We start from the raw sequence: 12,846 nt of genomic DNA, 5'->3' as shown, positions 1-12,846 counted from the left end.
TATTATGTCAAAACAAAAAACTATTTTCGTCTGTCAGGAATGTGGTGCTACTTCTCCGCGTTGGCAAGGCCAATGCTATAGCTGTAACCAATGGAATACCTTAGTTGAAGAAATTCAAATAGATACTAAAAAAACTCCAAAATCTCGAGCAGGATTTTCAGGAAGCATCTCAAAAGCAACTGCTCTTTCAGATATAAAAGGCAAAGAATATTCTCGTACATCAACAGGTATCACCGAATTTGATCGAGTCCTTGGTGGTGGAATAGTTAAAGGCTCTGTAACCCTAGTTGGTGGAGACCCTGGTATTGGTAAATCATCTATTTTACTTCAAATAATGGCTTTTTTATCCTTGAACAAAAAGGTTCTATATGTAAGCGGAGAAGAATCTCTAGAGCAAATCGCATTAAGAGCAGAAAGACTTAATTTACCCAAAGATGAACTCCTGGTAATGTGTGAAACAAATATTGAGCAAATCTCTACCTATATCATTAAGCACAAACCTGAAGTTATTGTGATTGACTCAATTCAAACTATGTATAACCCTGAGCTTCAATCAATGGTTGGAGGAGTATCACAAGTACGTGAGTCTACTGCATATATCACACAAGTTGCCAAACAACATGAAATAGCTATTTTCTTAGTTGGACATGTCACAAAGTCTGGAGATGTAGCTGGTCCGAGAGTTTTAGAGCATATTGTTGATGCTGTAATATTTATTGAGTCCCAAGATAATGGTAGATACCGTATGATGCGTGCACTTAAAAATAGATTCGGTGCTGTAAATGAAATAGGTATATTTGCCATGACTGATAAGGGTATGAAAGAAGTCAAAAACCCTTCAGCGATATTCTTGAATAATGGCCGTACAAATCTTGTTGGTAGTGTAATAGTTTCTGTTTGGGAGGGAACTCGTCCGTTACTAGTTGAGCTACAATCTTTAGTCGTTGATAAAAATATTAACCAACCACCAAGAAGATTATGTGTAGGTATCGATAGTAATCGTTTAGCAATGATTTTAGCTGTTATACAACGTTATATGCATATTGATCTATATGACAAAGATGTTTTTTTAAATGTTGTCGGTGGGATTAAGATAAATGAAACAAGTATAGATTTAGCCCTTATCTTAATAATATACTCAAGTATCAAAGAGATAGAAATACCTCATGACATGCTAATAATGGGTGAAGTTGGTTTATCAGGAGAGATACGCCCTATTCCATATGGAATAGAAAGAATAAATGAGGCGAGAAAACACGGTTTTAAAAGAATTGTTGTTCCTCAGGCAAATATATCTAAATCATTATCACAAAAAGATATTGAGATCATTGGAATAACTAAGTTAAGCCAAATAAAAGATATAATATCAGGGTAAATAAATATGAACTTTTTAGAAAGCATTAACTTTTTAGATATTATTATAATAATAGTAATCCTAGTATTAAGTCTTTTTGCTTCCGTAAAAGGATTATTTAAAAATATAGTTTTATTGGTCTTAATGATTTTTGCTATTGTCTTAGCCGGAGTTCTAGCACAAAAAATACAACTAGCTTATATTAACTCATTTATAAGCGATCCTGGAACCGCATACGTTGTTTCATTCATATTAGTACTTCTTGGTGCATACCTAATAATCTTTGGTATTATGAAAGTATTTCTACGTAATAATAAAGAAAAAGAAAGCCTTTCAAATACGATATTTGCATTTTTCATTGCTTTAGTTCGCTTTAGCTTTGTGTTTGCAATAGTTTGCTCAACTCTTAACTCTTTTGATAAAGTAAAGGAAAATAGTCTTTGGGAGAACTCAGCTCTTGTTAAACCTCTTGTTAAAGTAGGAAATTATGCATTTAATACAAGAGTTAGAATGCAAGAAACAAATCTTAAAGATTATGTACCTAAAGAAGTAGCTGGAGGCTAAATATTAATTTTCATTTTTTAATTGGCGAGTCATCAGCTCTTTAACAATATCCTTAGGCTCAACACATTCATATAAAACCTTATAAGCAGCAAAAACTAAAGGCATATCAACATCATGCTTTTTAGCAAGCTTATAAACTGCTTTTGCCGTTGAGTAACCCTCAACGACATTATTCACTTTTGTAAGTGATTCTTCAATAGTCATTCCTTGACCAAGATAAAGCCCAAACCTACGATTGCGTGATTGGTTATCAGAACAAGTTAAAAGCAAATCACCTAGACAACTAAGTCCCATAAACGTTTCTGAGCTTGCCCCTAATTTAAGTCCTAATTTTTTAATCTCCGCAAGACCACGTGTAATTAAAGCAGCATGAGCATTTACTCCAAACTTCATACCATCAGCTGCACCTGCTACTATTGCAAGGACATTCTTAACTGCACCACCAACTTGAGCACCGACAATATCTGTAGTTGTATAACATCTAAAATTTTCATTACTAAATAACTGCTGAGCATATTTTGCGTAATCAATATCTTTTGATGCTACTACCACAGCTGTTGGTAACTTATTTGCAACTTCTTTTGCAAAGCTAGGGCCTGTCAATAATGCAAATTTTACATCTGGTAATATACTCTCAACAATTTCACTTAATAACGCATAAGTATCATGACAAAAGCCTTTTGTTGCACTAATAATATTCTGATGCGGTTGCATAACCTCTTTAAGTTCTAAAATAATGCTTTTAAAACCTGAGCTAGGTGTTGCTACCAATATATCATCAAAATCACCAATATGAGTTTTCCAATCTTGAATAGCTTCTAATGTATCTGGAAATTTTTCTATGTTTGGAAGATACTTTAGATTATTATTATCTTCTAACATTTGTTGATTATGCTCTTTTCTCCAAGAGCTAACCTTAACATTATGCCCTTTATAAGCAAGTTGTAAAGCTAATGCTGTACCCCATGCACCTGCTCCTAAAACTAGTATATTTTTCTGCATAATATAAAACCATCTGTCTACGTTATTTCTACTATATTCTATAGTTACTAAAGTGTAAACACTTGTTATGTTTTAATATAAAAGTTCATAACTATTAGATGTATTTACTCTTTTTATAGAGTAACTATAGATATGATCATTTTTTAGGAACTACTATCAGATATATACCCCTAACTCCTTTAGAGTCTTGCCACATATATTGAAATCTATCTGGATTTATAGCACTAAGTCCATATATTGTCTTGACGTTATTAAAGTGTGCCGCTGGATCAATCATAAATAACATATCCTTATCATCATCTATTGTCTTACCTAGCTTTTGGTATCCTGATACTAATGTCCAATGTCCTCCCCAGTCAATCCAATCTACTAACACCGGAATACCTTTGTTAATATTTTGATAAAGAAGCTTAATATCTCCATCTGTCCCAAACTTCACTTCAAAGCCTTGTTTTTGTAACCATGTTGCCATTTGCTCAACAGTTGTGCCATAGTCATCATTTGTTCCCATTTCTTTTGCAATTCTTAATTCAGTTTGCTTATTCATATCAGAATCTTTGATAACACCATAATAATTAAGCAAACTAATAACTACAGATGGGCCGCAAGTATAGTCGGTAGTCTGTTGGTAACCTTTCACATCAAGAAGTTTTAAACCTTTATCTGTTGATAAATTAAATGTTTTTATCACATTCTCATTATAGGTTTTATTTACATATTTCTTATAAGAAAACCCTATAGTTATCGTTGATAAAAATATAAAAACACCTATAAATAAAGCAAACACTTTCTTTTTATCCATAGCTAGGGACTATATATCCTGAGTGGAAGGATTTTAACACTATTTTTTTTAAAAAAATCATAAAATTGCTATATATATTGAAAATCTATAAATTTTTATATATTATTTCGTTATTTAGCGAAATATAGGTATTAAAATGAAGCTTGCAGATATAGTCGACTTTCAAAAAGCCTTAAGCGATGAAACTAGGATTCGAATCTTAATGGTGATATATCAGCATGAATTATGCCTTTGTCATTTAGCACATATATTCAAGCTTGCTAATTCAACTATTTCTAAACATTTAGACATCCTTAGACGTAATGGCTTTATCCATAAACGAAAGCAAGGACGATTTCATTACTTTTATTTTAACTCTATTTATAAAGAACAATTAAACTGGCTATTTAAGATACTTGAAGATGATATCACTATCCAGAATGATCAAAAAATAATCAAGCAAATGATAAAAGAAAAACTTGAACACCTTCCTGAAATACATGCAAAGGAGAACTTACTATGAATGGTAATAATCAATACCTAGAGTTCAAGATATACGGCTTAGACTGTATCGAAGAAGTAAATATTATAAAAAAAGCCTTAGGGAAAAAAGTATTAGAAGATAATATGCAGTTTGATCTACTTAATGGTAAGCTTTTAATAAACCAGCAGGATATTTCTGCAAAAGAAATTATTTCATCAATTAAAAAATCAGGTCTAAATGCAACAACCTGGGATGAGCATATTGCAGATAATCAAAATCCTAGTTTTATTAGTAAAAACTTACGTTTAATCACAACATCTATTAGTGGTATCTTCATAGTCTTTGCATATTTATTTCATGCTTTTGATCATGGCTTTATAAATGCATTTATAGATAATGATAATGGTTCAGGTACGATATTTACGCTAATATCACAACTTAGCTATATCTTGGCTATAGTATTTGGTAGCTGGTTTGTTTTTCCAAAAGCTATCTCATCACTAAAGCGATTAAATGCAGACATGAACTTACTTATGGTAATCGCTATACTCTGTGCCGCTGCTATTGGACAACTTTTTGAGGCAGCTGTTGTAAGTTTCTTATTCTCTTTATCTCTTGTTTTAGAAGCATGGAGTGTTGGCAATGCACGTTCAGCCATAACTAAGCTTATGGACCTAACACCTGATACAGCCTTAGTGTATTGCTGCCATGATAAAGAATTTGAGGAAAAACCTTTGGCAGAAATTAATGTAGGCAAAAGACTACTTATCAAACCAGGCCAAAAGATTGCTCTTGATGGGATTGTTATAAGAGGTGATAGTTTTATAAACCAAGCCCCTATTACAGGTGAATCAATTCCTGTAGAAAAACAAGTTGGTGATGAAGTTTTCGCAGGTAGTATAAATGGCAACTCAACAATCGAGATTAAAACCACAAAAACAGCAAGTAACTCATCTATCGCAAAAATTATACAAGCAATAGAACATGCACAATCAAAACGCTCATCATCAGAAAAGTGGGTTGATAAATTTGCTAGAATTTATACGCCTTGTATGATAGTACTCGCTATATTAATAGCTATCGTTCCTCCACTACTTCTAGCTCAGCCATGGATTAAATGGATATATCAAGCCTTAGTTATTCTTGTAATAGCATGTCCTTGTGCACTAGTTATATCAACTCCAATATCGATAGTTTCTAGCCTTGCAAGAGCTGCAAGAAATGGTGTTTTAATAAAGGGAGGAAACTTCGTTGAGATTCCTACAAAACTTAAAGCTATTGCTTTTGATAAAACAGGAACTTTAACCAAAGGTCTACCAGTAGTAAAACAAACTATTATCAGTGATAATTTCTCTGAAGAGCAATTAATAACTATAGCTGCTAGTTTAGAACAAACTATTGATCACCCTATTTCTAAAGCAATTATTGATTATGCTAAGCAAAATAACATACAAATCAAAGAAGCTCTAAATATTAAAGTTATTGGTGGTAAAGGCATAATAGGACAGATAAAAGACTCACCTTATTGGCTAGGAAGCCATGCCTTTGCTCATGAGAAACAGCTTTGTAATAATAAACCTCTGCATAAGCAAGCAGCTGAGCTTGGAGAAAATGGTTTCACATTAATATTTGTTGGAAATGATAAGCAGATAATTGGAGCTATTGGTATACAAGATACTATAAAAGATAATATTAACGAAGCTCTAAAACAGTTAAAAGAATCTGGGATTAACAAAAATGTAATGCTTACTGGCGATAATAATGGTACTGCTAAAGCTATTGCTAAACAAGCTGGTATAGATGAGTACTATGCAGAGCTTCTACCAGAAGATAAAGTTACAAAAGTTGAAGAGCTTGTTAATAAGTATAAAAATGTTGCTATGGTTGGAGATGGTATTAATGATGCTCCTGCTCTTGCTAGATCAAATCTAGGCATTGCTATGGGAGCCATTGGTAATGATATTGCTATAGAAACCGCTGATATTGCACTAATGTCTGATGATATTGGTAAGTTGCCATGGCTGATTAAACATTCCAAAAGAACACTAAATATAATAAAACAAAATGTAACTTTTGCTATAGCTGTAAAAGCTATATTTATATCATTAGCTATGGCAGACTTAGCAACATTATGGATGGCAATTGCAGCAGATATAGGAACAACACTTATTGTAATAATAAATGCGTTAAGATTATTGAAAAAATAATTTTTTAGATATCATATCTCATCCATAAAGGTAACATTCTATTAATATCTCGCATAAACTTGAATAACCCAACATTTAGTTCAACATTACCATTTGGATCAGTAACTTTTTGAGGGAAACAAATACCAACACCAAAAAGCCCTGGCGCTATAATCCCTGTTGTGGGGTCATACTGACTTACATCAATACCTTCTGCACTTGGAACTCTTTGTTGAAAGCCTGTTGCATATATAACTTTATTATACTTATGTAAATGATTACTAACCTGCTCTTTTGTAGATAAGTATCTCTTAACTCTGCTATCTAAGTTCTGAGAAATATTCTTTCTAACCCACTTAGCTGTCTCACCTTTTAAACCAGAGTTATCATAAAGAATATAATCACCCATATTAACAGCATACTTTAATGGCTCTAGATAAAAATTAGCTACATCATTAACACCAGCTTCTAATAGATTTCTAATAATTATCATAGCTGAATGAGAAGAGCCAAAAACTGCTACTTTATCATCAGATTTAAGTTCTTGTTTTAATTTACTAGGTGTTAGAGCTGTTGATAGATTGATCTCTTCTGTAACTTCAAAATTATGGATATTTAATGATTTAGGTAAAGCTCCCGTAGCAAGAACTACTTTCTTAGCAGCATAGTGACCATTTTCACCACGGATATCCCAAACACCATTAGATACTTTTAGATCTGTAACCATATCTTGACTATGATCTACTCTTGCTAAAAGGTCTTTTGTAACCCATTGTAGTGATTTAGTTACCTCATTTAGTCTAGTAAAGCCCTGCCTCTCAAAACCATCTAAAGCAAACTCTTGATCTTTTTCAGCATAGTTAAACGATTTTATATCATTTAAGAATCTAAGAAAAAGCTCCACTGTAGTATTACTACTTACCTCGCCCCATTTTTCTCCAAAATCCCCAACCTTAAAAAGTGGATCAATCCATAATACATCACTAGCATTAACACCATTATCCAATAAAATGCCTAATGTAGCCATACCTGCTGGACCGGCACCAACTATTGCCCATTCGTATTTTTTAGATTTTTGCATATCTTTTTCTCTCACATTATTTATTACTTAATACTATACTAATTTATATTATATCGAAGCAACTGCTGGGCAATTAATAAGTAATTCTAATATTGCATATCAGAAAATCTTATAATACAATCTCAATATATAAGTTTAGCTAAAGTTGATATGCGAATTACATTAAAGCAGCTTCAAGTTTTTGTTAATACGGCTAAAGCTGAATCAATTAGTGCTGGTGCTGAGAAATGTTTTATATCTCAGGCTGCAGCAAGTATGTCATTATCTCAGCTTGAAAATATGCTTGAAACCACCCTGTTTGATCGGGTTGGAAAACGTATGAAACTAAATGCTAATGGTAAAAATCTTCTAACAAAAGCTATCAAAATACTAGATGAAGTTGAAGAGTTTGAAACTTTTAGTGATAGTGATTCAAAATTATCTGGCAAAATTACTGTTGGTGCTAGTACTACGATAGCAAACTATATACTTCCTAAATATATAGCTACATTCAGAAAAACCTATCCTGATGTGGAGTTTGAAATAATATCTGGCAACACTCAAGAGATCATCAACAGCGTCGAAACTCTCAGCTGTGATATTGCTTTTATAGAAGGTGAATGTAGTAGCCAAAGTATAGAAACTAGTCTATGGAGAAAAGACGACTTAAAGATCATTTGTCGAGCAAGTCACCCTCTATGCAAGAAAGAAAATATAAAAATAAAAGATCTTTTGAAATATGAATGGGTAACTAGAGAGCAAGGATCTGGAACATTTGATATTTTTTTTAATGCTCTTGAAGATAATATGTCAAATATTAAAAAAGCAATTACTTTAAGTAGTTCAGAAGCGATAAAACAGTATATTTCACATAGTGACTGCTTAGCATGCTTATCAGAAATAATAACCAGTTACTCCGAGGATACTAATAGATATAAAGTGCTTGAGGTACAGGACCTTGACCTTAGACGTAACTTATATAGATTACTACATAAAAAGAAATACCATACGGCACTAACAAAAGCTTTCTGCGACTTCATAGAAGAAAATTTAAAATAAACTTGAAAAAATAATCATTTCATACCATCTTTATACTTAGATAACTCATTTGAAGGAGAAAAAAATGACACTTGGAATAATTCTACTAATTATTATTGCAATAATTGTAATATATATAGTAATGACATATAACAAACTAATAGCAGAAATTGAAACTGTCAAAAACTCAGAAAAGCAAATAGACGTTCAACTAGATCGTAGAGCTAAAGTCTTTGACTCTTTAGTTAATGTTGTAAAAAAATACATGGACTACGAACAAACAACTCTAAAACAAGTTGTTGCTCTAAGAAGTAAAGCAAACATTGCTAAAGAGCAAGGAGATACTCAAGCAAGAATCTCAGCTGAAAACAAAATCTCTGATTTAGCTAAAGGTATCAATATCCAGTTTGAAAATTACCCAGAGCTAAAAGCTAATCAAAATGTAATCCAACTACAAGAAGAAATTACATCTACTGAGAATAAATTAGCTTTTGCAAAACAAGCATTAAACGATTCTATCGAAAGATATAATGCACACAAAAAATCATTCTTTGCGGGTATTGTGGTTAATTTCTTCAAGAAGTTAAATGAGGATTTTATTTACTGGAATATCTCAGAAGAGAAAAAGCAACAACTAGAAGACTCAAGAGTGGAACTATAAAATGTCAAACACTGATAATCTTCAATACGGCTCAGTAAATTGGCGCGATGTTGTTCGTAAAAACACTCGTCGTACATATCTTGTAATAGCGACATTCTTGATTGTATTCTTTTTGCTGGGAATTTTTGTCGATACATTTTGGCGCTACAGCGAGTTGGCAAATTACTACTATACACATACAGGTAGACAATTGCCTATTAGCCAAGTATTTATGTGGCTTGTAACATTTCAGATACCTCCATACGCAACGATGATAATATCAGTAATTGCTATAGTATGGATTTTTATAACCTTTAGCATGTACGACAAAATTATGCTTTCAGGAACTGAGTATCATGAAGTATCTGCTGATAGCCAAGACCCTCTAGCAAAAAGAGTCTACAATGTCGTTGAGGAGATGAAAGTCGCTGCTGGAATGCGTTATATGCCAAAGGTATTTCTAATTGATGCAAACTATATGAATGCTTTTGCATCAGGATACTCTGAGAAATCTGCAATGGTTGCTATTACAACAAAACTTGCAAATGCTCTAAATCGTGATGAGCTCCAAGCCGTAATGGCACATGAGTTAACACATATCCGTAATCAAGATATTAAGCTAAACCTATTTACGATGGTTTTATCTAATATGATGTTAATCATCATGGATTTCTTGTTCTACTCGGCTCTTTTTTCAGGCAATAACCGCGATAGTAACAATCGTAATAATAATGCTGCCGCTTTTTTCATAATAATTATGATTTTAAGATATGTACTACAAATCTTTACAATATTTATGATGCTATTTTTAAGTCGAACGCGTGAGTATATGGCTGATGCTGGAGCTGTTGAACTTATGCGGACAAATATGCCGATGGCAAATGCTCTTATAAAGATTGCAAATGACAGTCATACACAAGAAGCTCAATATAGTTATAAACACAACAAAAATGAAAATCTTCGTCGTGCATCATACATATTCGATCCTCTAAGTGCAGGATTTAACGGTGGTGATATGTCAGATCTTTTCTCTACTCACCCTTCTATAGAAAAAAGGCTGGCATCGATTGGAGTTAAATCAAAATAATCATAGATATCAAAAAATTACATCTTTTAACATTACACTCGTTAAATCTACATTTTTTTTGATAAATATATTATAATGACTGAGAAATTTTATTCATAACTATAATTCTAAAAACAAAAATTAACGCAAAATAAGTGAAATACATGTCAGATCAACAACCACGTAAGAAACTTTCATTAGGTAGAAAAAAATTATCTACGACTAGAACTTCATCTATTAGTTCTAACCTTAAAACTAAACTACAAGCTAAAAAAGAAGATAACATCCAAAACTTCTTTCAAAATACAAGTAAAGAGCTTCGAGAGCTATATCAACAGAGAAAAACTCTAGAAGAACAAATCAAACAAATAGAGCAACGACTACTTTTTGCAAAAAGTGAGCCACTACAAGATTTTTTATTTGAATTAAAGTCAAAAGATTTTGATTTAATGGTACAGATAAATTCCTTTGTAAAAAGTATCTAAATAATCAGTTTAAAATATTGATTCAAATATCTCTTTAATACCTTTTTTAGCTAGACCTAACATTTTTGCAAACTCCTCTTCCGAGAAATCTTTGCCTTCTGCTGTTCCTTGAATTTCGATCATACCGCCATTTGAATTCATCACAACATTCATATCTGTTTCAGCATTTGAGTCTTCATCATAATCAAGATCTAATACTGGCTCATTATTATAAATCCCTACAGAAATAGCTGCTACTTGTGATAAAAGAGGATCAACATCAGCCTCTATCATACCTTTTTCTTTCATATAGTTAATAGCATCATTAATAGCTAATGACGCTCCTGTTATAGAAGCTGTACGAGTTCCTCCATCTGCTTGGATTACGTCACAATCAACTTTGATAGTATTCTCACCTATTTTAGTTAAATCAACACTTGCACGCAATGCTCTACCTATTAGGCGTTGAATTTCCTGAGTTCTACCTGATTGCTTACCACGAGCAGCTTCTCTATCCATTCTAGTATGTGTTGAGCGAGGAAGCATTCCATACTCAGCTGTTAACCACCCCTCGCCAGAGTCTTTTTTAAACCTTGGTACCCCTGCTATCACTGAAGCTGTACAAAGAACTTTAGTATCGCCAAACTCTACAAGAACAGAACCTTCTGCATGCTTTGTAAAATTATGGGTAACTTTTATATTACGTAACTGATCATTATTTCTACCACTTGGACGCATTTTGGAATCCTTTTATTAATTTAATAGCTTTATAAGTGTATAATTATACAAATCGAAAATAAAATAAGAAACCTTAACTTCAAGGTATTTCGAAGATATGAGCATAATAGATAAAGATAGCTTAGATAAGGCTAAAAGATACTGGCTTAATGATGCTAAAAACTTAGTTACAAGTCTATCTAAATTTCATGGTGATATAAGGCTAGATATAGTTTCACAAGATTTTACAAATCTAACACCTCTAGAAGAGAAATTATTAGATAGCAAAGAAGCACTTGTTAGGCAGATTACTCTATCTAACAACGATAAAACTTTTGTTTTTGCTAGAACAATCGTACCCAAAAATACTTACAATTATTTTACTCAAGAGCTTGATGGCTTAGGCACAAAGCCAATAGGTGATAACCTACTTTTTGATAAATCAAAATTTTATCGAGATGAGTTTATAATTCGCCAGCTCTCGGCTCAAAATTTTCAGCAAGAAACTGGTAGAAACCAACTACATGAAATATTCTCACGTAGTTCTATTTTTGAGTATAAAAATGACAAAAAACTTAAATTTCTAATTACCGAGTACTTTCTAATTTTACCGGAACAATATGATGTTTAGTAAAGAAAAGTTAAATGCATATTTTATGCTAATGAGGCTACATCGCCCTATTCCAATTCTTTTGATACTATGGCCGACTCTTACAGCTTTGGTATTAGCAGGTCATGGAGTACCAAATATTAAATATTGGGTTATCTTTACCCTTGGTGTTGTAGTTATGCGTACCGTCGGCTGTATTGTTAATGATATTGCTGATATTGACTTTGACAAGCATGTTGCCCGTACTAGCACTCGACCATTAACTAGTGGCAAACTTAGTGTCAAGAATGCGTTATATTTATGTCTCATTCTTACTTTAGTAGCTTTTATCTGTGTATTATTTTTAAACTTATACACAATTTTACTATCATTTGTTGCACTATTTTTAGCGGTACTATATCCATTTTGTAAAAGATTCTTTGCTATACCTCAACTAGTGTTAGGACTGGCTTTTAACTTTGGTATTTTTATGGCTTTCTCAGCTATACAAAACAAAATACCCCTAGAGGCTTTAATATTCTATTTATCAACAATTTGCTGGACTATAGCTTATGACACGGTATATGCACTAGCTGATAGAGAGTTTGATTTAGAAATAGGTATAAAATCATCAGCTGTTTTATTTGGTGATAAAGTATTTAAATATATATTTTTATTTGACTTTCTATCTCTAATATTACTCCTTATTTTGGGGATATATTGCCACTTTAATATAATCTTCTATTTAGGAGTGATCGTATCTGGATTATTTTTTATCAAAAATTATTTTATCTACAAAAAGCTAGGCATCACAAATTGTATAAAAGCCTTTTCTGATAATCATTGGGTTGGATTAATAATTTTTGTTATTGTATTATTACAATATCTTTAATAATTATTC

14 protein-coding genes are annotated in these 12,846 nt (G+C 32.3%); 10 read left to right on the top strand and 4 right to left on the bottom strand.

The genetic code is table 11. The features are described from left to right. Positions 1-4: 4 nt before the first annotated feature. The gene (gene radA, locus FIP56_RS02020; RefSeq protein WP_192577312.1) at positions 5-1,375 is read left to right on the top strand and encodes a DNA repair protein RadA; all 1,371 of its coding nucleotides are present in this window, start codon (positions 5-7) and stop codon (positions 1,373-1,375) included. A gap of 6 nt (positions 1,376-1,381) precedes the next feature. Further along, complete coding sequence (locus tag FIP56_RS02015) at positions 1,382-1,918, top strand: CvpA family protein (protein ID WP_192577311.1); 537 nt, start codon at positions 1,382-1,384, stop codon at positions 1,916-1,918. Positions 1,919-1,921: 3 nt separating this feature from the next. On the opposite strand, the gene FIP56_RS02010 is transcribed toward FIP56_RS02015, so the two are convergent. Next, entirely contained in the window at positions 1,922-2,920 is a 999-nt protein-coding gene (locus tag FIP56_RS02010) for an NAD(P)H-dependent glycerol-3-phosphate dehydrogenase (protein WP_192577310.1), read from the bottom strand. Between the two features lie 136 nt (positions 2,921-3,056). After that, positions 3,057-3,722, bottom strand: a complete 666-nt coding sequence (locus tag FIP56_RS02005) for a C39 family peptidase (RefSeq protein ID WP_192577309.1) — start codon at positions 3,720-3,722, stop codon at positions 3,057-3,059. 136 nt (positions 3,723-3,858) lie between these two features. Here FIP56_RS02005 and FIP56_RS02000 point away from each other — a divergent pair, with 136 nt between their 5' ends. Together FIP56_RS02000 and FIP56_RS01995 are read left to right on the top strand one after the other, a co-directional pair. Continuing rightward, complete coding sequence (locus FIP56_RS02000) at positions 3,859-4,224, top strand: metalloregulator ArsR/SmtB family transcription factor (RefSeq protein ID WP_192577308.1); 366 nt, start codon at positions 3,859-3,861, stop codon at positions 4,222-4,224. After that, positions 4,221-6,392 (top strand): heavy metal translocating P-type ATPase, encoded by a 2,172-nt coding sequence (locus tag FIP56_RS01995; RefSeq protein WP_192577307.1) that lies wholly within the window; start codon positions 4,221-4,223, stop codon positions 6,390-6,392. Before FIP56_RS02000 ends, FIP56_RS01995 begins: the two co-directional genes overlap by 4 nt. A 4-nt stretch (positions 6,393-6,396) precedes the next feature. On the opposite strand, the gene FIP56_RS01990 is transcribed toward FIP56_RS01995, so the two are convergent. Continuing rightward, positions 6,397-7,452 carry an FAD-dependent oxidoreductase gene (locus FIP56_RS01990; RefSeq protein WP_192577306.1) on the bottom strand — a complete coding sequence of 352 codons (1,056 nt, stop codon included), beginning with the start codon at positions 7,450-7,452 and terminating at the stop codon, positions 6,397-6,399. Positions 7,453-7,602: 150 nt separating this feature from the next. Here FIP56_RS01990 and FIP56_RS01985 point away from each other — a divergent pair, with 150 nt between their 5' ends. The 4 genes from FIP56_RS01985 (at position 7,603) to FIP56_RS01970 (ending at position 10,660) form a co-directional block, all read left to right on the top strand. Then, complete coding sequence (locus tag FIP56_RS01985) at positions 7,603-8,490, top strand: LysR substrate-binding domain-containing protein (RefSeq protein WP_192577305.1); 888 nt, start codon at positions 7,603-7,605, stop codon at positions 8,488-8,490. Between the two features lie 64 nt (positions 8,491-8,554). After that, positions 8,555-9,130 carry a LemA family protein gene (locus tag FIP56_RS01980; RefSeq protein WP_192577304.1) on the top strand — a complete coding sequence of 192 codons (576 nt, stop codon included), beginning with the start codon at positions 8,555-8,557 and terminating at the stop codon, positions 9,128-9,130. 1 nt (position 9,131) lies between these two features. Further along, positions 9,132-10,196 (top strand): zinc metalloprotease HtpX, encoded by a 1,065-nt coding sequence (gene htpX / locus FIP56_RS01975; RefSeq protein ID WP_192577303.1) that lies wholly within the window; start codon positions 9,132-9,134, stop codon positions 10,194-10,196. Between the two features lie 143 nt (positions 10,197-10,339). Next, positions 10,340-10,660: a hypothetical protein gene (locus tag FIP56_RS01970; protein WP_192577302.1), complete on the top strand. Its 321-nt coding sequence runs from the start codon at positions 10,340-10,342 to the stop codon at positions 10,658-10,660. Positions 10,661-10,669: 9 nt separating this feature from the next. Here the strand turns inward: FIP56_RS01970 and rph are convergent, their stop codons facing one another. Further along, positions 10,670-11,377: a ribonuclease PH gene (rph, locus tag FIP56_RS01965; protein ID WP_192577301.1), complete on the bottom strand. Its 708-nt coding sequence runs from the start codon at positions 11,375-11,377 to the stop codon at positions 10,670-10,672. 97 nt (positions 11,378-11,474) lie between these two features. Here rph and FIP56_RS01960 point away from each other — a divergent pair, with 97 nt between their 5' ends. Both FIP56_RS01960 and ubiA read left to right on the top strand, forming a co-directional pair. After that, positions 11,475-11,987, top strand: coding sequence for a chorismate lyase (locus FIP56_RS01960; RefSeq protein WP_192577300.1), 513 nt, complete (start codon positions 11,475-11,477; stop codon positions 11,985-11,987). After that, positions 11,980-12,837, top strand: coding sequence for a 4-hydroxybenzoate octaprenyltransferase (gene ubiA / locus FIP56_RS01955; protein ID WP_192578831.1), 858 nt, complete (start codon positions 11,980-11,982; stop codon positions 12,835-12,837). The genes FIP56_RS01960 and ubiA overlap by 8 nt, the downstream gene beginning before the upstream one ends. The last annotated feature ends 9 nt before the right edge of the window (positions 12,838-12,846 follow it).

Source organism: Francisella sp. LA112445, assembly GCF_012224145.1.
Classification (GTDB): Bacteria; Pseudomonadota; Gammaproteobacteria; order Francisellales; family Francisellaceae; genus Francisella.
The sequence above is the reverse complement of the archived record's forward strand: the minus strand, read 5'-3'. Positions and strand labels throughout refer to the sequence as shown.